We start from the raw sequence: 25,603 nt of genomic DNA, 5'->3' as shown, positions 1-25,603 counted from the left end.
CCCACGCCCTTAAGGCAGTGGGGGAGCGTGCCGGGCGTCGCGGAGCAGGCGGGACCTTGCGGACACGACCCACGGTCCCCGCGGGTCTCCCCCTGACGAGCGGCGACGCGATACCGTGGCGTTCCTTTTCCCCACATGATCCTCGTGGCCGCCCTGGAGGTTCCGTGGTACAGGCGTACATCCTGATCCAGACGGAGGTCGGCAAGGCGTCGACCGTCGCCGAGACGATCAGCAAGATTCCTGGAGTGATCCAGGCCGAGGACGTGACAGGACCGTACGACGTGATCGTGCGGGCCCAGGCCGACACGGTCGACGACCTCGGCCGCATGGTGGTCGCCAAGGTCCAGCAAGTGGACGGCATCACCCGAACCCTGACCTGCCCGGTGGTGCATCTGTAGCCCCCGTCTACCCTTGGCCGGTGAACTCTCTCCGTCCCCGGCGCCGTTCTGCCGCCGGGCTGCCCGTGCTGGCCCTGCTGATCACCGTCGCGGGCTGCTCCTCAGCAGACGACAGCGCGTCGGCGGCGGTTCCCTCGCCGGGGGCGAAGGTCACCGGGCTGTGCCGGAATCTGGACAAGGTGCTGCCGTCCGAGGTCGACAGCCAGGGCCGCCGGGATCCCGAGCCCGCGTCCGCGCTGACCGCGGGCTGGGGGAACCCGGCGATCATACTGCGCTGCGGTGTCGTCAGGCCCGCGAAGATGAACGACCCGGAGGCCGACGGCGTCGATGTGAACGGGGTGGGCTGGCTGCTGCAGAAGCAGGACGACGGCTCGTTCCGGTTCACCACGACGCTGCGCAAGGCCTATGTCGAGGTGACCATCCCGAAGGACCGCACCGGGGACGGCCTGGCGCCCCTGGTCGACCTGGCGAAAGCCGTCAAGAAGGCGATCCCCGCAGGGATCGCCGACTAGGTCAGCGAAGTCCGGTGGACCGGCGCAGGGCCGCCTGGATCAGGAGCTCCACCAGCTCGGGGTAGGAGACCCCGCTCGCCCGCCACATCTGCGGGTACATCGAGATCGGTGTCATGCCGGGCATGGTGTTGATCTCGTTGATGACGAACTCGCCGTCCTCGGTGAGGAAGAAGTCCGCGCGCACGAGCCCCTCGCAGGAGGCCGCCTCGAAGGCGTCCACCGCGAGCCGCTGGACCTCGGCCGTCTCCTCGGGAGTCAGGGGCGCGGGCACGATGCCGGGGGTCGAGTCGATGTACTTCGCCTCGAAGTCGTAGTACGCGTGCGCGTCCGGCGGCGGGATCTCCGAGGGCACGCTCGCCCGCGGCCCGTCCTCGAACTCCAGCACCCCGCACTCGATCTCGCGTCCGCGCAGCGCGGCCTCCACGAGGATCTTCGGGTCGTGCCGCTGCGCCTCCGCGAGCGCCTCGTCGAGCCCGGCCAGGTCGTCGACCTTGGTGATGCCGATCGAGGAACCCGCGCGCGCGGGCTTCACGAACAGCGGCCAGCCGTGCTCACCCGCGAAGTCGATGATCTTCTTGCGGGCGGCGGACTCGTCCCGCTCCCACTCGCGCGGCCGGATCACCACGTAGGGGCCGACCTTGAGGCCGAACGAGGTGAAAACCCGCTTCATGTACTCCTTGTCCTGGCCGACGGCCGAGGCGAGCACACCGGCGCCCACGTACGGCACACCGGACAGCTCCAGGAGACCCTGGAGGGTGCCGTCCTCGCCGTAGGGGCCGTGCAGGACGGGGAAGACGACATCGACCTCGCCGAGGGCCTTGGGCACGGATCCCGGCTCGCTGACGACGACTTCGCGGTTTCCGGGGTCGAGCGGGAGCACCACGCCGCCCTCGCTCGACTCGGCGAGTTCGGCGACGTCCGGGGTACGGCGGTCGGTGATCGCCATGCGGTCCGGTTCGTCGGCGGTCAGGGCCCAGCGGCCTTCGCGGGTGATGCCGATCGGCAGGACGTCGTACCTGGTCCGGTCGATGGCCGCGAGGACGGCGCCGGCGGTGACCACGGAGATCCCGTGTTCGGAGCTGCGACCGCCGAACACGACGGCCACACGCGGCTTGCGAGGCGGCTGCTCAGGGCTCTGGGAGAGGTTCTCGGTGCTCATATCGCGATGAGCGTACCCGGTGGTACTGCCTTGAGTCAGCGTCCGTTGACGGGCGGCGGTTCGAACAGCGCCCCCGGGCAATGTCCCGCAGGGGCGCGGGGAACTGCGCGCCCAGCCACAACGGGCCCGCGGCGCCGACCGACACCAGGCGCCCCCACCCCTCCGCCCACCCCAGCGGAGCGCTCAGCGTCGCTCCGGCTTCGCGCTGCGCGACATCAGCTCCTTGACGGCGACCACCGGGGGCTTGCCCTCGTGCACGATCTCGAAGACCGTCTCGGTGATCGGCATGTCGACGTCGTGCCTGCGGGCCAGATCCAGCACGGACTCACAGGACTTGACGCCCTCGGCGGTCTGCTTGGTGACCGCGATGGTCTCCTGGAGGGTCATGCCCTTGCCGAGGTTGGTGCCGAAGGTGTGGTTGCGCGACAGCGGCGAGGAGCAGGTCGCCACCAGGTCGCCGAGGCCCGCGAGTCCGGAGAAGGTCAACGGGTCCGCGCCCATCGCGATACCGAGCCGGGTGGTCTCGACGAGACCGCGGGTGATGAGCGAGCCCTTCGCGTTGTCCCCGAGCCCCATGCCGTCCGCGATGCCGACGGCGAGCCCGATCACGTTCTTCACCGCGCCGCCGAGTTCGCAGCCGACGACGTCGGTGATGGTGTACGGCCTGAAGTACGGCGTGTGGCAAGCCGATTGGAGCCGGCGGGCCACCGCCTCGTCGGTGCAGGCGACCACGGCGGCGGCCGGCATCCGGGAGGCGATCTCCCGCGCGAGGTTGGGTCCGGAGACCACGGCGATACGGTCCGGGCCGACCTTGGCGACGTCCTCGATGACCTCGCTCATCCGCATGACGGAGCCGAGTTCGACGCCCTTCATGAGGGAGACGAGGACCGTGTCGGGCGCCAACAGCGGTGCCCAGTCGGCCAAGTTGGCGCGCAGCGTCTGCGAAGGGACCGACAGGACGGTGAAGTCGGCGCCGGCGGCGGCCTCGGCGGGGTCGGTGGTGGCCCGCAGGTTCTGAGGGAGTTCGATGCCCGGGAAGTAATCGGGGTTCGTACGGCTGGAGTTGATGGCTTCGGCGACCTCCGCGCGGCGCGCCCACAGCGTGACCTCGCACCCCGCGTCGGCGAGCACCATGCCGAAGGCCGTGCCCCACGAACCGGCGCTGAAGACAGCCGCCTTGACCGGCTTGCTCACGTGCCCTGCCCCTCTTCCAGTTCCACCTTGGGCTCCAACTGCTCGGCCTCCGCGGCCGTCCGGCGCCGCTGCTCGATCCGCTCGCGGCGCGGGTCGTAGGGCGTCTCGGGCGCCTGCGCGCCGCGGATCTGCTCCAACAGGCGGGTGATGTCGGCCATGATGACCTCGGTCGCCTCCTTGAGGAGGTCCGGGCTCATGTCCTTGCCGTAGAACCGCGTGAGGTCCACCGGCGGGCCCGCGAGCACATGGCTGGTCTTGCGCGGGAGGACGTGCAGCTTCTTGGCGTACGGAGGCAGCAGTTCGTTCGCGCCCCACTGCGCCACGGGAATCACCGGGCACTTGGTCTGCAGGGCCACGCGCGCGGCACCGGTCTTGCCGGTCATGGGCCACTGGTCGGGGTCCCGGGTGATGGTGCCCTCGGGATAGAACGCGACGCACTCACCGCGCTCCACGGCGTCGATCGCGGCGCGGAAGGCGCTCAGCGCGTCGGTGGTCTCGCGGTAGACGGGGATCTGTCCGGTACCGCGCATCGCGGCGCCGACGAATCCCTTCTTGAAAAGGCCGCTCTTCGCGAGGAATCGCGGAACGCGCCCGGTGTTGTACTGAAAGTGAGCGTACGCGAGGGGATCAACATGCGAATTGTGGTTCACCGCGGTGATAAATCCACCCTCGGCCGGAATGTGCTCCATTCCGCGCCAGTCCCGCTTGATCAGAACCACCAGCGGCGGTTTGCAGAGGACCGCTGCGAAGCGGTACCAGAACCCGATTCTGCGGCGGGGCACGCGAACACCTTCCTCTAGGACCCGGGGGGCCGCACAAGTGTCGCCCCAGGCCGCCGGTCTGTCGAGAACACCGTACGCCCCGCCACCGACACCGCCACGGGTGCCGGGTGACAATGGCGCGGACAAGAGAGGGACGGAACGCTCGTGCAGTGGACCTTGGTCATACCCCTGAAGTCTCTGGCGCGAGCCAAGAGCAGGCTCTCGGACACCGCCGGCGACGGGCTGCGCCCGGGCCTCGCCCTCGCCTTCGCCCAGGACACCGTGGTGGCGGCGCTGGCCTGTCCGGCGGTCCGTGATGTGGCGGTCGTCACGGACGACACCCTGGCCGGCCGCGAACTCGCCGTACTGGGCGCCCGGATCGTCGCCGACGAGCCGGGAGGGGGCCTCAACGCCGCTCTGCGGCACGCGGCGACGGTCGTGCGGGTTTCCCGTCCCGAAAGCGCGGTCGCGGCCCTGAACGCCGATCTGCCGGCGCTGCGCCCCGCGGAATTGGCCAGGGTCCTGGACGCGGCCGCGGAATTCCCGCGCGCATTTCTCCCGGACGCGGCCGCAATCGGCACCACGTTGCTCACCGCGAGGGACGGCCGCGAATTGCGCCCGGCTTTCGGCCCGGATTCCCGCGCCCGCCATCGCGCCTCGGGGGCGACGGAACTCGCGTTGGACGCGGTGGATTCCGTACGACAGGACGTGGACACCGGCGAGGACCTGCGGGCGGCGCTGGTCCTTGGGGTGGGGCCGCGCACGGCGGCAGCGGCGGCGGGGCTGCTGATTCCCGGGCAGTAGACGGCAGTAGGCTGCGGCCATGCAGGCGACCGCTTACACCTACGACGCCGGGACCCGCACCGGCAGTGTGCTGCTCGACGACGGCACCCCGGTGCCCTTCGACGCCGCCGCGTTCGACGCGGGCGGGCTGCGGCTGCTGCGGCCGGGACAGCGGGTGCGGATCGAGACCGAGGGGCCGAAGGACGGGCTCAGGGTCACGCTGGTGACCCTGCAGACCTTCTGAGCGGAACCTCTTGAACGACCCTCCAGGGGCCGTGAATACGCCGCGGGCCGGACTCCCTCAGGGAGTCCGGCCCGGCGCGTGAGTGCCCTGCGACCCGTGACTAGCGGGTGGCGGTGGCCTTCTTGGCGGTGGTCTTGCGCGCCGTCGACTTCCTGGCGGGGGCCTTCTTGGCCGTCGCCTTCTTGGCCGGGGCCTTCTTCGCGGTCGCCTTCTTGGCGGTACCGGTGGCCTTCTTGGCCGCCGTCTTCTTGGCCGTCGCCGTGGTCTTCTTGGCGGTCGACTTCTTGGCCGTGGTCTTCTTGGCGGTGGCCGTCTTGGTCGCCGTCTTCTTCGCCACGGTCTTCTTCGCGGTGGCCGTGGCCCTCTTGGCGGTGGTCTTCTTGGCCGCGGCCTTCTTGACCGTCGCCGAAGCCGTGCCGCTCAGGCTGCCCTTGGGCGCCTTCTTGACGGCGACCTCGCCACCGCGCGGGAGCTTCTTCGAGCCGCTCACCAGGTCCTTGAAACCCTGGCCCGCGCGGAAGCGCGGCACGGAGGTCTTCTTGACCCGAACCCGCTCGCCCGTCTGGGGGTTGCGGGCGTAACGGGCCGGACGGTCGACCTTCTCGAACGAACCGAAGCCGGTGACCGAAACCCGGTCCCCATTTACCACGGCGCGGACGACAGCGTCCAGTACCGCGTCGACCGCCTCGGCGGCCTGCTGACGGCCACCGACCTTGTCCGCAATCGCTTCTACGAGCTGCGCCTTGTTCACGTCTTCCCCTTCGGAGACATTGCCGGAACGAAACTGATCCGGCTTTTTCGCACGTTAGGCAGATATATACCGCAAATCAAACACGAAACGGGCTAATCACCCGTGCGCCGCAACGAACTCGGCTGTCCTGGACTTGTTTCAGCGTTCCTCTTCCGGGAATCGACCCGCGTCGAGGTCCGCGGTGAAGCGGTCCAGTCTCCTTGCCGCGTCGGCGAGATCGTGCTTGGCCGCGGCCGTAATGACCAGCAGCTTCCGGGCCAGCGCCATCCGTACGCCCTCCGGGACTTGCAGTGCGCGCACCCTTGTGTGCGCTTCCTTGAGTTGGTCCGCGACCGCCGCATAGAGCTTGAGTTGGCCGTCGTGTTCCATGCACAGATTGTGCCATCTGGGGCGAGTTGTCGCCTGCGGGGGTAGCAACTGGCACCTCAAACAGCCTTCCGGAGCCCGGCGGCGGCGTTGGCTCAAAGCAGCGCCTACCCGGTCAACACCCTGTCTAACACGGGAAGTTGAGCAAAGCGTTGCAGGCGCGCAGGGCCGTTCGGGTGCAGACATGGCTGTACCCCCAATCGTGGCGATCGGGGGTACAGACGGGGTGTCGCGGTGGCCGGATCCCGACCTGGCGCGGGGGTTCGGTCAGACCTGGACCGTCCGCGGCTTGTACGAGGGGCGCTTGGCCTCGTAGGTGGCGATGTCGCCCTCGTTCTGGAGGGTGATGGAGATGTCGTCCAGCCCGTTCAGCAGTCGCCAGCGGGCGTTCTCGTCGAGTTCGAAGGACGCGGTGATGCCCTCGGCACGCACCTCGCGGGCCTCCAGGTCGACCGTGATCTCGGCCTGCGGGTCCTTCTCGGCGAGGTCCTGGAGAGCTTCCACGATCTTCTGGTCCAGAACGACCGTGAGCAGGCCGTTCTTCAGCGAGTTGCCGCGGAAGATGTCGGCGAACCGGGAGGAGATGACGGTCTTGAAACCGTAGTTCTGCAGCGCCCACACGGCGTGCTCACGGGAGGAGCCGGTACCGAAGTCGGGACCCGCGACCAGGACCGTGGCGCCCTTGCGCTCGGGGCGGTTGAGGATGAAGTTCTCGTCCTTGCGCCAGGCCTCGAACAGCCCGTCCTCGAACCCGTCCCTGGTCACCTTCTTGAGCCAGTGGGCGGGGATGATCTGGTCGGTGTCCACGTTGCTGCGGCGCAGCGGGACGGCCCGGCCGGTGTGCGTGGTGAATGCTTCCATGACTCTCAGACTCCAGCGGGCACAGGGGCGTCGGACAGGTCGGCGGGCGAGGCCAGGTGGCCCAGCACGGCGGTCGCGGCGGCGACCTGCGGCGAGACCAGGTGCGTACGGCCGCCCTTGCCCTGCCTGCCCTCGAAGTTGCGGTTGGAGGTGGACGCGGAGCGCTCACCGGGCGCCAACTGGTCCGGGTTCATGCCCAGACACATCGAGCAGCCCGCGTGCCGCCATTCGGCGCCGGCCTCCTTGAAGACGACGTCCAGGCCCTCGGAGACGGCCTGCAGACCGACCCGCGCGGAGCCGGGGACGACCAGCATCCGTACGCCGTCGGCGACTTTGCGGCCCTCGACGATCGCGGCGGCCGCACGCAGGTCCTCGATACGGCCGTTGGTGCACGAACCTACGAAGACGGTGTCCACCTTGATGTCGCGCAGCGGCTGGCCGGCCTCCAACCCCATGTATTCCAGGGCCTTTTCGGCGGCGTGGCGCTCCGAAGCGTCTTCGTACGAAGCCGGATCGGGGACGGACGCCGAAAGCGGCGCGCCCTGACCGGGGTTGGTGCCCCAGGTGACGAACGGCGCGAGCGAGGGACCGTCGATGACGACCTCGGCGTCGAATTCCGCGTCCTCGTCGGTCTTCAGGGTCTTCCAGTACGCGACGGCGGCGTCCCAGTCCTCGCCCTCGGGGGCGTGGGCGCGGCCCTTGATGTAGTCGAAGGTCGTCTCGTCGGGGGCGATCATGCCCGCGCGGGCACCGGCCTCGATCGACATGTTGCAGATGGTCATGCGGGCCTCCATCGAGAGCTTCTCGATGGCGGAGCCGCGGTACTCCAGGATGTAGCCTTGGCCGCCGCCGGTGCCGATCTTCGCGATGATGGCGAGGATCAGGTCCTTGGCGGTGACACCGTCGGGCAGTTCGCCGTCGACCGTGATGGCCATGGTCTTCGGGCGGGCCAGCGGCAGCGTCTGGGTGGCCAGCACATGCTCCACCTGGGAGGTGCCGATGCCGAACGCCAGCGCGCCGAAGGCGCCGTGGGTGGAGGTGTGGGAGTCACCGCACACGACGGTGGTACCGGGCTGGGTCAGGCCCAACTGCGGTCCCACGACGTGGACGACGCCCTGCTCGACATCGCCGAGGGAGTGCAGGCGCACGCCGAACTCGGCGCAGTTCTTGCGCAGCGTCTCCAGCTGGGCCCGGGAGACCGGGTCCGCGATGGGCTTGTCGATGTCGAGGGTCGGGGTGTTGTGATCCTCGGTGGCGATGGTGAGGTCGAGGCGCCGCACGGGACGCCCGGCCTGGCGGAGACCGTCGAAGGCCTGCGGGCTGGTCACCTCGTGCAGCAGGTGCAGATCGATGAAGAGGAGGTCGGGCTCGCCCTCGGCGCGCCGGACGACATGGTCGTCCCAGACCTTCTCCGCGAGTGTCCTACCCATCGCTTTCCCTCCGGCCGGCAAAACGCGCCGGCCCAACTAGAGATCTTGAGGAGACGGCGCTCGCACCCCTGGTTCACGGGCAGCCGCCGCCTGGCCCGTTGGTCGGCGGGCCGCTGTGCATACAAGGGTTGCGCGTCTCACGGAAAAAGGAACTTGCGTTTCACAGAGTGAGACGCGAGTATCGTTTCATGGACAACAGTAGCGGCGTCGGCGTCCTGGACAAGGCAGCCCTTGTCCTGGGCGCTCTGGAGTCCGGTCCGGCCACCCTCGCGGGTCTGGTCGCGGCGACCGGGCTGGCACGACCCACGGCACACCGACTGGCCGTGGCTTTGGAACACCACCGTATGGTGGCGCGCGACATGCAGGGCCGTTTCATTCTCGGCCCCCGCCTCGCCGAGCTGGCCGCGGCCGCCGGCGAGGACCGTCTGCTCGCCACGGCGGGCCCGGTGCTCACGCATCTGCGGGACATCACCGGCGAGAGCGCGCAGCTCTACCGCCGCCAGGGCGACATGCGCATCTGCGTCGCCGCGGCGGAACGCCTGTCCGGACTGCGGGACACCGTCCCGGTCGGCTCCACGCTCACGATGAAGGCCGGTTCGTCCGCACAGATCCTGATGGCCTGGGAGGAGCCGGAGCGCCTGCACCGCGGCCTCCAGGGCGCCCGCTTCACGGCCACCGCCCTCTCGGGCGTACGGCGCCGGGGCTGGGCCCAGTCCATCGGTGAGCGGGAGCCGGGCGTCGCGTCCGTCTCCGCGCCCGTGCGCGGCCCCTCGAACCGCGTGGTGGCCGCGGTGTCCGTCTCCGGCCCCATCGAGCGCCTGACGCGCCACCCGGGCCGTATGCACGCCCAGGCGGTCATCGACGCCGCCGCCCGCCTCTCCGAGGCCCTGCGCCGCACCGGCTGATCCCCCGGGAACACCACAGGAGGGCCTGCCTCAACGCCGCGGCAGGCCCTCCGTCATGTCTGCGACCGGTACGCGAACCGGTCCTTGGCCCGCCGTCCCCGCTTCTCCACCGGCACCTGTCCGTGGGCGGCGGCGAGCCCGAAGGCCGGCATGTCGGCGTAGATCGCCTCGTACGACCCCTCCGGCACCACATAGCTCTCGTGCCAGAGCCCGACATGGCCGCGCACCTTCCCGGCCTTCTCCTTGCGGTTGATGATCGCCCACACCTTGTGATGGAACATGTCGGGCGAACTCGCGTACGCGTAGAGCTTCTCCTTGGACTCCCAGTACTGGACGACGTAGTACGTCCGCGGGGACGCCGTCAGCAGTACGTGTCCCAGTAGCCCCCGGGTGCTGTCCCGCGCAAGCTCCCCCAGCATGCGGAACATCGACAGCATCACCGGGAGCCACTGGTGCACCGCCCAGAAGTGGTTGACGCGCACCCCGATCAGCAGGACCACCACATCGCCCTCGGCATCCGCGGTCGTACGGCCCGGTACCGGTTTCGCGAACATGATGTCCCCCTGGTCCCCAATCGGATAGCGGCACTATCCTTCTGAGCGATGCTTGGATAGTGACACTTCCCAAGGGGAGGGCGCAAGCCCCCGAAGAAAGGCGCGACAGATGCGGCTGGCCGAGTTGAGCGAGCGCAGCGGTGTGTCCACCGCGACGATCAAGTACTACCTGCGCGAAGGCCTGTTGGCGCCGGGGCGGCAGCTCAACGCGACCACCGCCGAGTACGACGAGGAGCACCTGCGCCGACTGCGGCTGGTGCGCGCGATGATCCAGGTCGGCCGCGTCCCGGTGGCGACGGTCCGGGAGGTGCTCGGGCATGTCGACGACGACTCCCTGGGCCGCACGATCCGGCTCGGCGCGTCCCTGTGGGCACTGCCACAGGTGCCGGAGCCGGACGAGGAGGACGAGCACGTCCAGGCCGCGCACCAGACGGTCGCCGCGCTCCTCGACCGGCTCGGCTGGGAGAACGCCAAACAGCTCACGACCGTCTCCCCCGCGTACCGCTCACTGGTGGTGGCGGTGGCCGCCTTCCGCCGGATCGGCTACGGCTTCGGGGCCGAACTGCTCGCGCCGTACGCCGAGTTGATGCACCGGACAGCCGTCCTCGACCTGGACAACATGGAGATGTACCCGTCGGACGCGGAGCGGGTCGAGTTCGCGATCCTGGGGGCGATCCTCAACGAGCCGGTGCTCCAGGCACTGCACCGGCTGGCACAGGAGGAGGAGTCTGCGCGGCGCTACGGCTTCGAGTGAGCATCGGGTACGACGAAGGCCCTCCACCGAAGTGGAGGGCCTTCATTCGCGCGTACCCCCGACCGGATTCGAACCGGCGCTACCGCCTTGAGAGGGCGGCGTGCTAGGCCGCTACACAACGGGGGCCTAGATGTGCGTTTCCGCAGATCAGAGCTGGTCTACCAGGACTCGAACCTAGAATGACGGTACCAGAAACCGTAGTGTTGCCAATTACACCATAGACCAAGGTATTGCAAGGTAAAGCGTACCCCCGACCGGATTCGAACCGGCGCTACTGCCGTGAGAGGGCAGCGTGCTAGGCCGCTACACAACGGGGGCCCTAGCGATCCTGCATGAGACACAGCGGGTGCGACCCGGACTGCCTCCCTGAGAAGGATCTGTACCCCCGACCGGATTCGAACCGGCGCTACTGCCGTGAGAGGGCAGCGTGCTAGGCCGCTACACAACGGGGGCTTTGCAGAGCTGGATCTCTGCGGTGCAGATGAGCTCTGCGAGCTGGCCTACCAGGACTCGAACCTAGACTAACGGAACCAGAAACCGTCGTGCTGCCAATTACACCATAGGCCACTGGAACGCAACCTCTGATGGAGATCTTGTTCTAGCTTGCGCCTCCGGCTTTCGGACCTTGCGGCCCGCTCTCCGGCGGCGCAGGAAGAACATTACCTGAAGGTGGACGGGGCTCCAAAACGGGTATCGGCGCCGAGGAGCGCGGGGAGTTCGGCGAGAGAGGCGATCCGGTGCCGTCCCACGAAGGCCTCGGCGGAGGCGTGCACACCGTGGCGGTCGATCCAGACCGACAACAGTCCGGCGTCCGCCGCGCCCCGCCAGTCGATCTCGGGGTGATCTCCGACATACGCCACCTCGCGCGGCGGCAGTCCCAGCGCCTCGCAGGCCGCGAGGAAGGCGCCGGCCTCCGGTTTGGAGACGCCCAGTTCGGCCGCGCACAGGATGACCTCGAAGCGGTCGTGCACACCGAGGGTGCGCAGTTTGTGGTCCTGGACGGTGAGACTGGAGTTGGAGAGGACCGCGTGCCGGTGGGTGGCCGCGAGGGCGTCGAGGACGGGCAGGACGTCCGGGAAGAGGGCCCAGGCCGTCTCGTAGTGGGTCTTGTAGCGCCGGAACCACTCCTCGGCCTCGGCGTCGGTCAGTTCCCGCCCCAGGAACAGCCGGACGCGGTCCAGGCGCTGTCCCTCGAACGAGACCTCGCCGGCCGAGAACCGCGCCCAGTGGAACTCGGTGGCGTCCCGCCAGCGCTCCAGGGCGTCCACCACACTCGCGTGTCCGTCGAGCAGTCCCTCGGCCGCCAGGTGTTCGCACATGGCGGCGCGGTCCGCGCCGGTGTAGTCGAACAAGGTGTCGTCGACGTCCCAGACAACGGCCCGAATGGTCATGATCCGACGGTAACCCGGGGCCCGGGGGCACGTCTGCCCCCTGCCGGCCGTCACTCGGGAGCGACGAAGAAGTCCGTCACGAAGCAGGTGACCTCGCCGGCCGCCGTCCGGCCGATCCAGGTGGGGTAGGCGCCGTCGCCCCAGCCGGAGGTGAAGGCGACCAGGTTGTGCCCGGTGTCGGGGGCGGTGATCAGGTGCGGGCCGGGGGCCCACTTGTGCTGCTCGAAGGCGTCCCACAGCGGGCCCTCATCGCCCTCGCAGTCGGGGAAGGAGCCGTCCACCGAGGCGTCGTAGAACGCGCCCGTGCCGGCGTCCACGCCATAGCCGTAGAACTCGTCCTCGGTGAGTTCGGTGAGGTCCTGGCCGGGCTGGAGGGCGAGTTCCCAGGTGGCGGTGGGTTCGTCGCGTATGACGAGGCGGGCGGCGGCCACCCTCAAGTGGGGTTCGTCGGAGGGCGGTTCGTCGGGCTGGGTGAGGGTGGCGACGGCCGCCTCGACGCGGTAGCGGCCGGGGGCGACGGCGACCGTGAAGGGCTCGGCCTCGCCGTGGCCGAGGCCGACGAACGGGTCGCAGGCCACCACCTGGCCGGTGGGCAGCCACAGTTGGCCGCCGTCCACGAGGTGGATCACGCCGACCGTGCCGGTCTCGCCCTCCGTGAACGTGCTGCCGGGCGTGAACAGCCAGGTGTAGTCACGAGCGGTCATCGGCATGCGGGCGCCTCTCAGGGACGATCTTCAATGATCCGGAACCCTAACGCCCCGCACTGACAACGCCGGAGGGGCGGCGGCCTTTCACGGCCGCCGCCCCTCCACGCGCGTGTGCCTTACGCGGCCAGCTTGGCGAGAGCCGCGTCGATGCGGACCAGGGTCTTCTCCTTGCCGAGGATCTCCAGGGACTCGAAGAGCGGCAGGCCGACCGTGCGGCCGGTGACCGCGACGCGGACCGGGGCCTGGGCCTTGCCGAGCTTGAGGCCGTGGGTCTCACCGGCGGCCAGGACGGCCTCCTTGAGGGACTCGGGCGAGGTCCAGTCGGCCGACTCCAGCTTCTCCCGGGCCGTACGGAGCAGGGCGTCGGAGCCCTCCTTCATGGCCTTCGCCCAGGACGCCTCGTCCTGGACGGGCTCGGGCAGGAACAGGAAGTCGACGTTGTCCGTGATCTCGGAGAGGACCTTGAGGCGGGTCTGCGCGTGCGGGGCGATCGCCTGCCACTTGGCCTCGTCGAAGTCCTCCGGCGCCCAGGGGGCGAACGGGGCCTTCAGCCACGGGGCGCAGCGCTCCGTGAAGTCCTTCACGTCGAGCAGCCGGATGTGGTCGCCGTTGATCGACTCGCACTTCTTCAGGTCGAAGCGGGCCGGGTTGGGGTTGACGTCCGCGATGTCGAAGGCCGCGACCATCTCGTCGATCGCGAAGACGTCCCGGTCGGCCGAGAGCGACCAGCCAAGCAGCGAAAGGTAGTTGAGCAGCCCCTCGGGCAGGAAGCCGCGCTCCCGGTAGAGGTTGAGCGAGGACTCGGGGTCGCGCTTGGAGAGCTTCTTGTTGCCCTCGCCCATCACGTACGGCAGATGGCCGAAGGAGGGCACGGACTTCGCGATCCCCAGGTCGATCAGCGCCTTGTAGAGGGCGATCTGGCGCGGGGTGGAGGAGAGCAGGTCCTCGCCGCGCAGGACGTGGGTGATCTCCATCAGGGCGTCGTCGACCGGGTTGACGAGCGTGTAGAGGGGCGCGCCGTTGGCACGCACGATGCCGTAGTCCGGGACGTTCTCCGGAAGGTACGTGATCTCGCCGCGGACCAGGTCCGTGAAGGTGATCGCCTCGTCGGGCATCCGGAAGCGGACGATCGGGGTCCGGCCCTCGGCCTGGTACGCCTCGACCTGCTCGGCGCTCAGGTCGCGGCAGTGGCCGTCGTAACCGGACGGCTTGCCCGCGGCGCGGGCGGCGGCGCGGCGGGCGTCCAGCTCCTCGGTGGAGCAGTAGCAGTGGTAGGCGCGGCCGGCGTCCTGGAGCTTCTGCGCGACGTCCTGGTAGATGTCCATGCGCTGCGACTGGCGGTACGGCGCGTGCGGGCCGCCGATCTCCGGGCCCTCGTCCCAGTCGAAGCCCAACCAGCGCATCGCGTCGAGAAGTTGGCCGTAGGACTCCTCGGAGTCGCGGGCCGCGTCGGTGTCCTCGATGCGGAAGACCAGCGTGCCCTGGTGGTGCCGGGCGAACGCCCAGTTGAACAGGGCGGTGCGGACCAGGCCCACGTGCGGGTTGCCGGTCGGCGAGGGGCAGAAACGGACGCGGACGGGGGAGGCGGGTGCGCTAGCCACGCTTGACAACCTTGTTGGTGAGAGTGCCGATGCCTTCGATGGTGACGGCGACCTCGTCGCCGACGGTGAGCGGTCCGACGCCTGCCGGGGTGCCCGTGAGGATCACGTCGCCGGGGAGCAGCGTCATGGCCTCGGTGATGTTGACGATCAGATCCTCGATCGAGTGGATCATCTCGCTGGTGCGGCCGAGCTGCCGCTGCTGCCCGTTGACCGTGAGCTGGACGGTGAGGTCGCTCGGGTCGAGGTCCGTCTCCACCCAGGGGCCGAGCGGGCAGGAGGTGTCGAAGCCCTTGGCCCTGGCCCACTGCTTCTCGCGCTTCTGGACGTCCCGCGCGGTGATGTCGTTGGCGCAGGTGTAGCCGAGGATGACGTCCTTGACGCGCTCGCGCGGGACCTCGCGGCACATCCGGCCGATGACGACGGCCAGTTCGGCCTCGTGGTGGAGGTCCTCGGTGAAGGAGGGGTACTGGATGTCGTCGCCGGGGCCGATCACCGAGGTGGACGGCTTGAAGAAGGCGAAGGGGGCGTCCGGTACCTCGTTGCCCAGCTCCCGGGCGTGCTCGGCGTAGTTGCGGCCGTAGGCGACGACCTTGTTCGGGAGCACCGGGGGCAGGAGGCGGACCTTGCTCAGGGGGACCTTCGTACCGGAGAGTTCGAAGTCCGCGAACGGGATGCCCTTGATGATGTCGAGGACGAGCTCGTCCGGGCGGTCGCCCTCGACCGCGCCGAAGGCGACATTCCCGTCGATGGAGAATCTGGCGATACGCACGGGATCCTGGCGCCCCTCACTGACCGGCTGGAGTCTGACGCTCCAGGCTAACGCGGTGCGGGGGCGCCTCCGCGCGCAATTACTCCGCGGCGGCGGTGACCGGGATCTCGTCGAGGATGGTGCGGCGCGGGTTGGCGGTCTGGGCCGGCAGGTCGAGCGAGTGTTCCGGCTGCTCCGGCGTCCGCGGCGCTTCGGCGTCCGTGAGGTGCGCCAGCGTGGTGCGTCGGGGGTTGGCAATGTTGCGGAACATCATCGTCGTCTTCACTGTTGTACTCGACCCTTGTCGTCCGTGGGTGGGTGGTTGACAGGTTGTGCCCTCATGTAAAGCGCCAGGCTAAACATCCGATTCCCGGCCGAAGGCGCGAAGACCCCATGATCCGCGTGTGAGTTTGCTCACCACCGCACGGACAAAACGGCCAATTCGGTCCCCCAACTCACCTCAACGAAACGGACATTGACTGCCTGAAGCTGCTATTCCGCTCCTGATCATGGCGACTGGGGCACATCCCATGCCCTGCGGGATGGTGGGGATATGCCCACTTTGGAGTGAATAGCTTTCTACGTCTCGTGACACTGTCCTCACGGGGTGTCACACAGGTCACAGCCTGGCCTACGGGCCTTGTTGGAGATCCGGCACTGTGCTGGAATTCCACGGACCGCCGCAGAATCAGCCCGGCGCGCAGAGGGCGCAACGCAGCGCCAGGGGCGGCGGAAGGGGGAGCAGCGCCGGTCACTCACGACCACACACTGGGGGGCGCGTTCAGGGCGCTCCCTAAGACGCCGACACCGTCCTTCCGTTCGCGCGGAGGGGCGCCTGGTCCAGAGGTTGCGACGCTAGTGCAGGGACGTTTCAAGAGGGATGGCAGTGCTTCGGCGGAGCCGGAGCCGCATGGCGGGGCTGGCCCCAAGACCGGCAGCTCCTCGCCCCAGCACGCCCAGAACCCGGGCCCGGCCCCGTCAGGCGACGGTGGAGCCCCCGGGCGTCCCGGTGTGTCCGCACCCGCGACTCCGCCGCCCCCGGTGAAGCCGGCGGGCCCGGCCGGCCCCGGGCCCCGCGTCGCCCTGCGCAACTGGCGCATCTCCACGCGCCTGGTGTCGCTGCTCGCGCTCCCCGTGGTCGCGGCCACCTCGCTGGGCGCCCTGCGCATCAGCGACTCCATGACCGACATCCAGCAGCTCGACAACATGAAGCTGCTGACGGACATGACCAAGCAGGCCACCGCGCTGGCCACCGCGCTCCAGGACGAGCGCGACATGTCGGCCGGTCCCCTGGCGCACGGTGGCAAGTCCACCGACTACGAGGTCAAGGGCTACGAGGAGAAGACCGACCGCGCCAAGGACAACTTCATCAACGCCTCGGAAGAGGTGGACAGCGCCAGCAAGAGCGGCAACCTCCAGGGCGTCCGGGAGAGCCTGGTCGGCCTCGCCACCGAGCTGGACAACCTCGACAAGATCCGCAAGACGGCGTACCAGTCGAAGAACAACTCGACGCAGACGGTCGACGCCTACCACCGGCTGATCACCCAACTGCTCGACCTCTCGCAGGACATGGCGGAGGCCACCAGCAACCCGGAGATGATCCAGCGCACGCGTGCCCTGGCGGCCTTCTCCTCCGCCAAGGAGTTCTCCTCGGTCCAGCGCGCCGTGATCGCGGCCGCGCTGCCGAACAACAACACGCAGCAGGGCAAGCTCTCCGACAACGACCGGCTCTACGCCGACTCCGCCCTGGAGAGCGAGAAGTCCGAGCTCGCCATCTTCCGCAACATCTACGGCGACCAGGGCGCCGAGGAGCTCATCCAGCCGATCGAGGACAGCAACCCGATCATCGAGTCGGCGGACACCTACGCACAGCGTGTCCTCGACAACAGCAACGGTCTGGCCTCGCTGGACAAGCGGTCCTACAAGGACTGGGTGGACGACAGCTCGACCAAGATCGAGCAGATGAAGAAGATCGAGCACTCGCTCCTGGAGGACATGGAGCAGAAGGCCCGCGAGCTGCGCTCCGCCTCCGAGCGCGAGGCGATCATCTCCGGTGCGCTGATCCTGCTCGTGCTCGGTGTCTCCCTCGTCGGCGCCTTCGTCATCGCCCGGTCCATGATCCGCTCGCTGCGCCGCCTCCAGGAGACCGCCAACAAGGTCGCCCAGGACCGCCTGCCCGAGCTGGTCAAGCAGCTCTCCGAGTCCGACCCGCAGGACGTCGACACCTCCGTCGAGTCGGTCGGTGTGCACTCCCGGGACGAGATCGGCCAGGTGGCCGCGGCCTTCGACGACGTGCACCGCGAGGCCGTCCGCCTCGCCGCCGAGCAGGCCCTTCTGCGGGGCAACGTCAACGCGATGTTCACCAACCTCTCGCGTCGCTCGCAGGGCCTCATCCAGCGTCAGCTCTCGCTCATCTCCGAACTGGAGTCCCGCGAGGCCGACCCGGACCAGCTCTCCTCGCTCTTCAAGCTCGACCACCTCGCGACCCGTATGCGCCGTAACGGTGAGAACCTCCTAGTCCTCGCCGGTGAAGAGCCCGGCCGCCGCTGGACCCGCCCGGTCCCGCTGGTCGACGTGCTCCGCGCCGCCGCCTCCGAGGTGGAGCAGTACGAGCGCATCGAGCTGGCCTCCGTGCCGACCACCGAAGTGGCCGGCCGCGTGGTCAACGACCTCGTGCACCTCCTCGCCGAGCTGCTGGAGAACGCGACCTCGTTCTCCTCGCCCCAGACCAAGGTCAAAGTCACCGGTCACGCGCTGCCCGACGGCCGCGTCCTGATCGAGATCCACGACACCGGTATCGGCCTCTCCCCCGAGGACCTCGCGGCGATCAACGAGCGGCTCGCCTCGCCGCCCACCGTGGACGTCTCGGTCTCCCGCCGCATGGGTCTGTTCGTGGTCGGCCGCCTCTCGCAGCGCCACGGCATCCGCATCCAGCTCCGCCCCTCCGACTCCGGTGGTACGACCGCGCTGGTCATGCTCCCCGTCGATGTCGCCCAGGGCGGCAAGAAGCCCGCTCCGGGCAAGCCCGGCCAGGCCGCCGTCGGTTCCGCCGCGGCTGCCGCCGCGGCCGGTGCCGGTGCGGCCCGCCGGGGCAACGGCCAGGGCAGCTCCGCGCTCGGCGCGGGTGCCTCCGGCGGTGGCAACGGTGGCCTTCTCGGTGCCGGGGCCGCTCCGCGCGGCCAGGTCGGCGCCGGTCAGGGCCCGCGGGCCGCGCTGCCCGGTGCGGGCGGCGGACGTCCCGGTGGTCCGGGCGGTGCGCGCGGCCCGCAGGGTCCCTCGGCGCCGCAGGGCCGTTCGAACGCCTCCGGTGTCTTCGGCGGCCAGGCGCCCGGTGCCCCGCAGGGTCTCCAGGCCGCCGGTCCCGGTGCGCAGCAGGGCTTCGGCGACGGCCGCCAGGACGCCTTCGGCGGGATGCCGCCGCAGGGCAACGGCAACCCGGTGCCGCCGCAGCGGACGGGCGGCGACGAGCCCGAGCCGCCCCGCGGTGGTGGCCGCCGACGCGGACGGCAGCCGCAGCTCCCGCCGCGCGGTGGCGCGCGGGCCGAGCTGCCGGGCGCCAACCAGCGCCCGAGCTGGAGCGACGAGAACGCGCAGCCCCCGCTGGGCCGCGGCAATCTCGACGCCCCGCGCGGCCACGACGAGCGGGACGCCGAGCAGACCTCCCGGATGCCACGCATCGACGACCGTCAGGGCCCCGCGGCCACGACGGAGATGCCTGCGATCCCGCGCCCCGACGCGCAGTTCCCGCGCGGGCCGCAGGACACCGGCTCCTTCCCGCGCCCCGGGGCCAACGGGTCCCAGGACACGGGGTCGTTCCCGCGGCCGGGTGCCAACGGACGCCAGGACACCGGGTCGTTCCCCCGGCCCGGCGCGAACGGCTCGCCGCAGGACACCGGTTCGTTCCCCCGGCCGGACTTCGACACCCCGCGCCCCGGTGCCAACTCCCCGCAGAACGGCGGCGAGTTCGTCCGCTCGGACGTCTTCGGCACTCCGCCGAGCGGTCCCGGCGGCGCGGCCAACAACCCGTCCAACCCGGCCAACACGGGACAGTTCGCCGTCCCGCAGGCCTACGACCCCAGCTCCACGGGTCAGTTCGCGACGCCGGGCTTTGACAACGGGTCCACCGGTCAGCACAATCTGCCGAGCCGTCAGAACCCCGCCAACAGCGGGCAGTTCGAGCGGCCGCAGGTCAACGGGAACCGCAACGGCGCCGACTTCGGCGCCCCGCGGCCGCCCGCCCCGCAGCGTCCCACCCGCCAGGAGCCCGAGGCGTTGCCGCCTGCCACGGGTCCCGGCGACGGCAGGACGCCGCTGTACGACACGCTGGAGACCAACTGGTTCCACGGCCAGCAGGCGGAACAGCAGAGCAACGGCTCCTCCCAGAGCAACGGCTCCGCTTCCGCCCAGCCGCAGGCACCGCAGGCTCCGGCGACACCCCCCCAGCGTTCCACGGGCGGTACCTGGCGCAGCTCGCCGAACGACGACCTCGTTCGGCAGGCAGAGCGTGTCAGGCAACCGGCCGCGGGCGGCGTCACCACCTCCGGCCTGCCGCGCCGGGTGCCCAGGGCGAACCTCGTCCCGGGCACGGCTCAGCAGCAACAGCACCAAACCGGTCCGCAGGTCTCCCGTGCGCCTGACGACGTACGCGGCCGGCTGACCAATCTCCGTCGGGGCATCGCACAGGGCCGCCAGGCCGGTACGGGTACCGGCCAGACCGGCAGCTTCCCCAGCCCCACTCACCAGCAGGAGCGTTAGTTGAGCCAGATGAGCCAGGCGGCACAGAACCTCAACTGGTTGATAACCAACTTCGTGGACAACACCCCGGGTGTGTCCCACACCGTCGTCGTGTCTGCCGACGGACTCCTTCTGGCGATGTCGGAAGGGTTCCCGCGCGACCGCGCCGACCAGCTCGCGGCCGTGGCCTCCGGGCTCACCTCGCTGACGGCCGGGGCGTCCCGGATCTTCGAGGGCGGCGACGTGGCACAGACGGTCGTGGAGATGGAGCGGGGATTCCTCTTCCTCATGTCCGTCTCGGACGGCTCGTCCCTGGCAGTGCTCGCACACCCCGAGTGCGACATCGGCCTTGTCGGGTACGAGATGGCACTGCTCGTCGACCGTGCGGGGGCGGTCCTCACCCCGGACCTGCGCGCCGAACTCCAGGGCAGTCTGCTTCACTGACCGGCCCCGGCACCACCCGTCTCACCAAATCACCGTCCGGCCGCCACAATCCCCCCACCGGCCCTGTCAGACGGCTAGCCCGACCGACTTGCTGTCCCGCCCGGAGGATTCATGACCCCGCCCACCGCCTCTCATGATCCGTACGCCGAGCCGTACGGGGACGAGGGCGACCAGCCGCTGGTACGTCCTTATGCGATGACCGGCGGCCGGACCCGGCCGCGCTACCAGCTCGCCATAGAGGCCCTGATCAGCACCACGGCCGACCCGGCAGCGCTGATGGGACTGCTTCCTGAGCACCAGCGCATCTGCCACCTGTGCCGCGAGGTCAAGTCGGTCGCGGAGGTGTCGGCGCTCCTCGCCATGCCCCTCGGTGTGGCCCGGATCCTCGTCGCGGACCTCGCCGAGGCCGGACTGGTGGCCATCCACCAGCCGGGCGGCGACGAGAACAACGGCGGCGCTCCGGACGTGACGCTGCTCGAAAGGGTGCTCAGTGGACTTCGCAAGCTCTGACGGAGGGCGGGCGACCACCTCCGCGAAGATCGTGGTGGCGGGTGGCTTCGGCGTCGGCAAGACCACGTTCGTGGGTGCCGTCTCGGAGATCAACCCGCTGCGCACGGAGGCCGTTATGACGTCCGCGAGCGCGGGCATCGACGACCTCACCCACACCGGGGACAAGACCACCACCACGGTGGCCATGGACTTCGGCCGTATCACCCTGGACCAGGACCTGATCCTGTACCTCTTCGGTACGCCGGGTCAGGACCGTTTCTGGTTCATGTGGGACGACCTGGTACGCGGCGCGATCGGCGCCGTCGTCCTGGTGGACACCCGCCGTCTCGCCGACTGCTTCCCCGCGGTCGACTACTTCGAGAACAGCGGGCTGCCCTTCGTCATAGCCCTCAACGGCTTCGACGGCCACCAGCCGTACAACCCGGAAGAGGTACGCGAGGCGCTCCAGATCGGTCCGGACGCACCGATCATCACGACGGACGCCCGGCACCGCTCGGATGCGAAGAGCGCGCTGATCACGCTGGTCGAGCACGCACTCATGGCTCGGCTGCGGTAGCTTTCGGGCAGGGCTGAGACAGTGCTCAAGTCGGCAGCGCCATACGGCAGTTGTCGTAGATGTGCCGGAGCCGGCTGTGGCCTTTGACACGGTCGGCCCCGGTGTTCATAACGTTTCGGCAGAGGAATCCGGTGGTACCGCCACGCGTCGCGGTCATCCGGTGCCACTGCGCTAGCAAAGCCCCGTCTTTTGGCGGGGCTCGCTCTTTATGACCGATTTATCTGGGGCTTACATCACTCGGAATCAGCGGTTCCGACTGTTTGGAATCGCGCATGCTGACGTGCTGGAATGCCTGAACTGCCCAATAGTCAACGACGTACTGATACTCAGAGGTCGTTGACGGGCTTGAGACACTGCGGCACGACGATAGGTGCCGACCGCCGGAAGGTTGTTGGTCGAGTGAGGCGAAGCAAGAACGGTCCCGAGCCGTCGGCCCGGGGCAACTTCACCCCGCCGCCGCGCGGAGCGGCGCCCGCCCCTGTGCCAGGCTCGGAGCCGACGGCGCCACCCGCTCCGAGCGGCGGCCGTCTCTCCCCGCGGAACTGGCGGGTGCCGACCCGGCTGAACGCGATCCTGCTCATACCCGTGGTGGTCGGCCTCGTCATGGGCGGCTTCCAGGTGAAGAGTTCGATCGACACCTGGCAGAACGCGGAAGACGCGGAGAAGACCGCCCGGCTGGTGCAGGCCGCCCTCAGTTACGGCGACGCGCTGTACGTGGAGCGCGACAGCAGTGCCGCTCCCCTGCTGCTGGGCAACGACAAGGCGACGGTCACCGCGGTCCGCAAGAAGACCGACGCGGCCGCCGACGCCTTCGACGCCGCCGCGCAGAACATGCCGCAGACCCCGGGTCTGAAGCGGCGCCTGAAGCTCTTCCGCGCCGAGGAGCCCAACCTCCAGTCGCTGCGCACGGCCGCCTACACCACCAAGCTCAGCGGTGTGCAGACCGAAGAGGGCTACACCGAGATCGCCCACCCCCTGATGGAGTTCGCCAACGAACTCGGTCTGGGCACCGGCAACATCACCAGCTACGGCCGTACCGTCTACGCGATCTCGCTGACCAAGGCCGCGCTGTCGCTCGACCGCTCGATCGGCATGCACATGCTGGTCAAGCCGGGCCCCGACGACAGCAACCTGGCCAGCCAGCGCGTCGCCCTCACGTCGTACGCCTATCTCCAGCGCATCGCCATCGAGGAGTACACCGGCGGCGGCACGCAGGAGGACGCCGACAAGCTCACGGCGGCCCAGGCGAAGATGACCACCGACGGCGCCGCCATGGTCCAGCAGGCCAAGGCCAAGGACCCCAACTACGTGGCCCCGCCGGCCAACCCGACCACTCTGGTCACCTACCTCGGGCAGCTCCAGGGCACCGACCCCGCCTACCGCGAGGCCCTCGCCAAGAAGGGCGTCAGCGCGCAGAACTGGTGGGCGGTGACCACCCTCCAGTACAACGCGTATCACAAGATCGAGTTCGACCTCGCCGACAAGGCGGTGACCGAGGCCGCCGGTATCGCCGACGACGCCAAGCAGTCGGCGATCATCACCGGTGCCGCCGTCGTGGTCGCGCTGCTCGCCGCGTTCATCCTGGCCGGCATGGTGGCCCGCCAGATGAGCCGCGCGATGCGCCAGCTCCGCAACGCCGCCTTCGGCATCGCCGAGCAGCGGCTGCCGATGCTGGTCGACCAGCTCTCGCGCACCGACCCCGGCCGCGTCGACACCCGCGTCCAGCCGATCCCCATCACCACCACGGACGAGATCGGCGAAGTCGCCAGGGCCTTCGACCAGGTCCACCGCGAGGCCGTCCGCCTCGCCGCCGAGCAGGCCCTCCTGCGCGGCAACATCAACGCGATCTTCACCAACCTCTCGCGCCGCAACCAGTCGCTGATCGAGGGTCAACTGACCCTGATCACCGAACTGGAGAACAACGAGGCCGACCCGGACCAGCTGGAGAACCTCTTCCGCCTGGACCACCTCGCGACCCGTATGCGCCGCAACGGCGAGAACCTCCTGGTCCTCGCCGGCGAGGAGCCCGGCCGCCGCTGGGACCAGCCGGTCCCGCTGGTCGACGTGTTGCGCGCCGCCTCCTCCGAGGTGGAGCAGTACGAGCGCATCGAGCTGTCGGGCGTCCCGGAGGCCGAGATCCACGGCCGCGCCGTGACCGACCTCGTGCACCTGCTCGCCGAGCTCCTGGAGAACGCCACCACGTTCTCGTCGCCGCAGACCAAGGTCCGCGTCACCGCGACCCGTCTCCCCGACGGCCGCGTCATGATCGAGATCCACGACAAGGGCATCGGCCTCACCGCCGAGGACTTCGCGGACATCAACCACAAGCTGGCCAACCCGCCGACCGTGGACGTCGCGATCTCCCAGCGCATGGGCCTGTTTGTGGTCGGCCGACTCTCCGACCGGCACGGCATCCGCGTCCAGCTCCGCCCCTCGGGCGAGCAGGCCGGTACGACCTCGCTGGTCATGCTGCCGGACGCGATCACCCACGGTGGCGGTGGCGAACAGCAGCTCCAGCGCGACGAGTTCACCGTCTCGCAGATCATGCCGGAGCAGCCGCAGCAGCCGTTCCAGGGCGAGGACTTCAACCACGCCCCGATGCGTACGGCCGCCGAGCTGGGCTTCGACGACACCCGCTACTCCGAGGTGCCGGACGACATCCGCGAGCTCGACCCGGTCGGCCGCTCGCTGATGCGCGAGGAGCGCCGGGCGGCCCTGGAGTCCCAGAAGCCGGGCCAGGAGGCCCTGGAGGCGGGCGAGTACCCGGAGTTCACCGAGTTCCCCGAACCCGGTGACCCGCAGCAGCAGCCGTACGGCAACGGGCAGCAGGGCTACCAGGAGCAGCCCTCGGCCTACCACAACGGCCGGCCGGCGTACGAGGAGCAGCAGCAGACGTCGTACGACGAGCCGCAGCAGCCCGCGTACGACGAGCAGTACTTCGCGCCGAACGGCGGGCTGCCGCAGAACGACACCTTCGCCGACTCCTTCCCGTCGAACGGCGGTTACCCGGAGCCCGGGTATGCGGAGCCGGTCCAGGAGGAGCACGCGTCAGCGCACCCCGCGGCGCCGGAGACGTATCCGGGCTTCGAAGAGCCGTCCTACCAGGACGACTGGCCGCAGCAGGACGGTTACCGCAACGGCTACCCGGACCAGTACGCTCCGGAAGCGGAGTCCACGCAGGCCGCTGACGCGAGTGAGCGGGATCACGTAGGCTTCGACCGTCCGGGACCGGGACCGGCCCCCTCCGCCGTGCACGCGCTGACCGACGCCGGCCTGCCGCGCCGCGGTTCGGCCGCGAACGGCTCAGGCGGTGCGCAACCCGCGCACCGGGAGCCGTCGACCTCCGCGCCGGAGAGCAAGACCAACATGTTCGGCGCGGCGAACGGCACCGCGAACGGCAACGGCAACGGCAGTGCCAACGGCACCACCGGAACCGTGGACTGGCGGTCGGCGAACGACGAGCGCTGGCAGCAGGCGTCGGCGCTGAAGAAGCCCAAGGCGGGCGGGGTCACCTCCTCCGGCCTGCCGCGGCGGGTACCCAAGGCCAATCTGGTCGAGGGCACCGCCGAGAGCACCCCCCAGGGCGGCCCACAGGTCTCCCGCGCTCCCGAGGACATCCGGGGCAGGCTGAGCAACCTGCGTCGCGGGGTTCAGCGGGGACGCAGCGCAGGTAGTGAAACGAACGGTCAGGGCTTCGGCCCCGACAGCACCTACGACCAGGAGCGTTAGTGTGAGCCCGATGAGCCAGGCGGCGCAGAACCTGAACTGGTTGATCACCAACTTCGTGGACAACACCCCCGGTGTGTCCCACACGGTGGTGGTCTCCGCCGACGGACTCCTTCTGGCGATGTCCGAAGGTTTCCCGCGTGACCGTGCCGACCAGTTGGCGGCCGTCGCGTCGGGTCTGACCTCCCTCACCGCCGGTGCCTCGCGCATCTTCGAGGGCGGCAGCGTGAACCAGACGGTTGTGGAGATGGAGCGGGGATTCCTCTTCATCATGTCCGTATCCGACGGTTCCTCGCTCGCGGTGCTCGCACACCCCGAGGCGGACATCGGCCTCATTGGGTACGAGATGGCCCTTCTGGTGGACCGTGCAGGTACGGTCCTGACCCCGGACCTTCGAGCAGAGCTCCAGGGGAGCCTTCTCAACTAACAGACGGACAGTGCGTTTTGGCGTCCCGAGGCCATAAGGTTTCGGGACGCGGCTCCACATTGATGGGTGCCCGGCACAGTCGGAGGA

General features: G+C 69.5%; 25 protein-coding genes and 5 tRNA genes. 12 read left to right on the top strand and 18 right to left on the bottom strand.

Features of this window, described 5'->3' with window-relative positions; genetic code table 11:
- Positions 1-164: 164 nt before the first annotated feature.
- The gene (locus ABZT04_RS15310; protein WP_003997603.1) at positions 165-398 is read left to right on the top strand and encodes an Lrp/AsnC ligand binding domain-containing protein; all 234 of its coding nucleotides are present in this window, start codon (positions 165-167) and stop codon (positions 396-398) included.
- 20 nt (positions 399-418) lie between these two features.
- On the top strand, positions 419-910 hold the full coding sequence (locus ABZT04_RS15305; protein WP_356056693.1) for a DUF3515 domain-containing protein: 492 nt from the start codon (positions 419-421) through the stop codon (positions 908-910).
- 1 nt (position 911) lies between these two features.
- On the opposite strand, the gene ABZT04_RS15300 is transcribed toward ABZT04_RS15305, so the two are convergent.
- The 3 genes from ABZT04_RS15300 to ABZT04_RS15290 form a co-directional block, all read right to left on the bottom strand.
- Positions 912-2,069 (bottom strand): D-alanine--D-alanine ligase family protein, encoded by a 1,158-nt coding sequence (locus tag ABZT04_RS15300; RefSeq protein WP_356056691.1) that lies wholly within the window; start codon positions 2,067-2,069, stop codon positions 912-914.
- A gap of 183 nt (positions 2,070-2,252) precedes the next feature.
- Positions 2,253-3,263, bottom strand: coding sequence for an NAD(P)H-dependent glycerol-3-phosphate dehydrogenase (locus tag ABZT04_RS15295; protein ID WP_356056690.1), 1,011 nt, complete (start codon positions 3,261-3,263; stop codon positions 2,253-2,255).
- The gene (locus ABZT04_RS15290; protein ID WP_356056689.1) at positions 3,260-4,045 is read right to left on the bottom strand and encodes a lysophospholipid acyltransferase family protein; all 786 of its coding nucleotides are present in this window, start codon (positions 4,043-4,045) and stop codon (positions 3,260-3,262) included. Before ABZT04_RS15290 ends, ABZT04_RS15295 begins: the two co-directional genes overlap by 4 nt.
- 144 nt (positions 4,046-4,189) lie before the next feature.
- On the opposite strand from ABZT04_RS15290, the gene cofC reads away from it, so the two are divergent.
- The gene (cofC, locus tag ABZT04_RS15285) at positions 4,190-4,828 is read left to right on the top strand and encodes a 2-phospho-L-lactate guanylyltransferase (protein ID WP_356056687.1); all 639 of its coding nucleotides are present in this window, start codon (positions 4,190-4,192) and stop codon (positions 4,826-4,828) included.
- Positions 4,829-4,847: 19 nt separating this feature from the next.
- Entirely contained in the window at positions 4,848-5,051 is a 204-nt protein-coding gene (locus ABZT04_RS15280; RefSeq protein WP_355922763.1) for a hypothetical protein, read from the top strand.
- A gap of 100 nt (positions 5,052-5,151) precedes the next feature.
- Here the strand turns inward: ABZT04_RS15280 and ABZT04_RS15275 are convergent, their stop codons facing one another.
- The 4 genes from ABZT04_RS15275 to leuC all read right to left on the bottom strand — a co-directional run bounded on the left by ABZT04_RS15275 (position 5,152) and on the right by leuC (position 8,459).
- Positions 5,152-5,802, bottom strand: a complete 651-nt coding sequence (locus tag ABZT04_RS15275) for an HU family DNA-binding protein (RefSeq protein WP_356056685.1) — start codon at positions 5,800-5,802, stop codon at positions 5,152-5,154.
- Positions 5,803-5,940: 138 nt separating this feature from the next.
- The gene (locus ABZT04_RS15270; RefSeq protein WP_356056684.1) at positions 5,941-6,171 is read right to left on the bottom strand and encodes a hypothetical protein; all 231 of its coding nucleotides are present in this window, start codon (positions 6,169-6,171) and stop codon (positions 5,941-5,943) included.
- Between the two features lie 264 nt (positions 6,172-6,435).
- Entirely contained in the window at positions 6,436-7,029 is a 594-nt protein-coding gene (leuD, locus tag ABZT04_RS15265) for a 3-isopropylmalate dehydratase small subunit (RefSeq protein WP_356056681.1), read from the bottom strand.
- Between the two features lie 5 nt (positions 7,030-7,034).
- Entirely contained in the window at positions 7,035-8,459 is a 1,425-nt protein-coding gene (leuC, locus tag ABZT04_RS15260) for a 3-isopropylmalate dehydratase large subunit (protein WP_356056678.1), read from the bottom strand.
- A 188-nt stretch (positions 8,460-8,647) separates the two neighbouring features.
- Between leuC and ndgR the strand changes: the two genes are divergently transcribed.
- Entirely contained in the window at positions 8,648-9,364 is a 717-nt protein-coding gene (gene ndgR / locus ABZT04_RS15255; RefSeq protein WP_019068721.1) for an IclR family transcriptional regulator NdgR, read from the top strand.
- A 53-nt stretch (positions 9,365-9,417) separates the two neighbouring features.
- Here the strand turns inward: ndgR and ABZT04_RS15250 are convergent, their stop codons facing one another.
- Positions 9,418-9,918, bottom strand: a complete 501-nt coding sequence (locus ABZT04_RS15250; RefSeq protein WP_356056675.1) for a DUF4188 domain-containing protein — start codon at positions 9,916-9,918, stop codon at positions 9,418-9,420.
- Positions 9,919-10,027: 109 nt separating this feature from the next.
- Between ABZT04_RS15250 and ABZT04_RS15245 the strand changes: the two genes are divergently transcribed.
- On the top strand, positions 10,028-10,672 hold the full coding sequence (locus tag ABZT04_RS15245; protein ID WP_356056674.1) for a MerR family transcriptional regulator: 645 nt from the start codon (positions 10,028-10,030) through the stop codon (positions 10,670-10,672).
- A gap of 53 nt (positions 10,673-10,725) precedes the next feature.
- Here ABZT04_RS15245 and ABZT04_RS15240 read toward each other — a convergent pair.
- The 10 genes from ABZT04_RS15240 to ABZT04_RS15195 form a co-directional block, all read right to left on the bottom strand.
- Positions 10,726-10,798 (bottom strand) — tRNA-Glu (locus tag ABZT04_RS15240).
- Positions 10,799-10,825: 27 nt separating this feature from the next.
- Positions 10,826-10,897 (bottom strand) — tRNA-Gln (locus ABZT04_RS15235).
- 20 nt (positions 10,898-10,917) lie between these two features.
- Positions 10,918-10,990, bottom strand: a tRNA-Glu gene (locus tag ABZT04_RS15230).
- Between the two features lie 62 nt (positions 10,991-11,052).
- Positions 11,053-11,125 (bottom strand) — tRNA-Glu (locus ABZT04_RS15225).
- Between the two features lie 42 nt (positions 11,126-11,167).
- A tRNA-Gln gene (locus tag ABZT04_RS15220) sits at positions 11,168-11,239 on the bottom strand.
- Positions 11,240-11,331: 92 nt separating this feature from the next.
- Positions 11,332-12,063, bottom strand: a complete 732-nt coding sequence (locus tag ABZT04_RS15215) for an HAD family hydrolase (protein WP_356056672.1) — start codon at positions 12,061-12,063, stop codon at positions 11,332-11,334.
- Positions 12,064-12,113: 50 nt separating this feature from the next.
- A complete protein-coding gene (locus ABZT04_RS15210) occupies positions 12,114-12,773 on the bottom strand; it encodes a DUF4241 domain-containing protein (RefSeq protein WP_356056670.1) in 660 nt (219 codons plus the stop codon).
- A 113-nt stretch (positions 12,774-12,886) separates the two neighbouring features.
- On the bottom strand, positions 12,887-14,371 hold the full coding sequence (gltX, locus tag ABZT04_RS15205) for a glutamate--tRNA ligase (protein WP_356056668.1): 1,485 nt from the start codon (positions 14,369-14,371) through the stop codon (positions 12,887-12,889).
- Positions 14,364-15,140, bottom strand: coding sequence for a fumarylacetoacetate hydrolase family protein (locus tag ABZT04_RS15200; protein WP_355925108.1), 777 nt, complete (start codon positions 15,138-15,140; stop codon positions 14,364-14,366). The genes gltX and ABZT04_RS15200 overlap by 8 nt, the downstream gene beginning before the upstream one ends.
- A 79-nt stretch (positions 15,141-15,219) precedes the next feature.
- Positions 15,220-15,405: a hypothetical protein gene (locus tag ABZT04_RS15195; protein ID WP_356056666.1), complete on the bottom strand. Its 186-nt coding sequence runs from the start codon at positions 15,403-15,405 to the stop codon at positions 15,220-15,222.
- 572 nt (positions 15,406-15,977) lie between these two features.
- On the opposite strand from ABZT04_RS15195, the gene ABZT04_RS15190 reads away from it, so the two are divergent.
- From ABZT04_RS15190 to ABZT04_RS15165, 6 genes are all read left to right on the top strand, one after another.
- The gene (locus ABZT04_RS15190) at positions 15,978-19,874 is read left to right on the top strand and encodes a nitrate- and nitrite sensing domain-containing protein (RefSeq protein WP_356056665.1); all 3,897 of its coding nucleotides are present in this window, start codon (positions 15,978-15,980) and stop codon (positions 19,872-19,874) included.
- A 9-nt stretch (positions 19,875-19,883) separates the two neighbouring features.
- Positions 19,884-20,297 carry a roadblock/LC7 domain-containing protein gene (locus ABZT04_RS15185; RefSeq protein WP_005479910.1) on the top strand — a complete coding sequence of 138 codons (414 nt, stop codon included), beginning with the start codon at positions 19,884-19,886 and terminating at the stop codon, positions 20,295-20,297.
- A 111-nt stretch (positions 20,298-20,408) separates the two neighbouring features.
- On the top strand, positions 20,409-20,807 hold the full coding sequence (locus tag ABZT04_RS15180; RefSeq protein ID WP_019058642.1) for a DUF742 domain-containing protein: 399 nt from the start codon (positions 20,409-20,411) through the stop codon (positions 20,805-20,807).
- Positions 20,788-21,363 (top strand): ATP/GTP-binding protein, encoded by a 576-nt coding sequence (locus ABZT04_RS15175; RefSeq protein ID WP_006375318.1) that lies wholly within the window; start codon positions 20,788-20,790, stop codon positions 21,361-21,363. Before ABZT04_RS15180 ends, ABZT04_RS15175 begins: the two co-directional genes overlap by 20 nt.
- A 399-nt stretch (positions 21,364-21,762) precedes the next feature.
- On the top strand, positions 21,763-25,092 hold the full coding sequence (locus ABZT04_RS15170; protein WP_356056664.1) for a nitrate- and nitrite sensing domain-containing protein: 3,330 nt from the start codon (positions 21,763-21,765) through the stop codon (positions 25,090-25,092).
- Between the two features lie 10 nt (positions 25,093-25,102).
- Positions 25,103-25,516 (top strand): roadblock/LC7 domain-containing protein, encoded by a 414-nt coding sequence (locus tag ABZT04_RS15165; protein ID WP_005479603.1) that lies wholly within the window; start codon positions 25,103-25,105, stop codon positions 25,514-25,516.
- Positions 25,517-25,603 lie beyond the last annotated feature (87 nt).

It is taken from the genome of Streptomyces sp. NPDC005492 (assembly GCF_040605995.1).
Taxonomy (GTDB): domain Bacteria; phylum Actinomycetota; class Actinomycetes; order Streptomycetales; family Streptomycetaceae; genus Streptomyces.
Note: the sequence above shows the minus strand (reverse complement) of the source record. Positions and strands in the feature narration are given on the sequence as shown.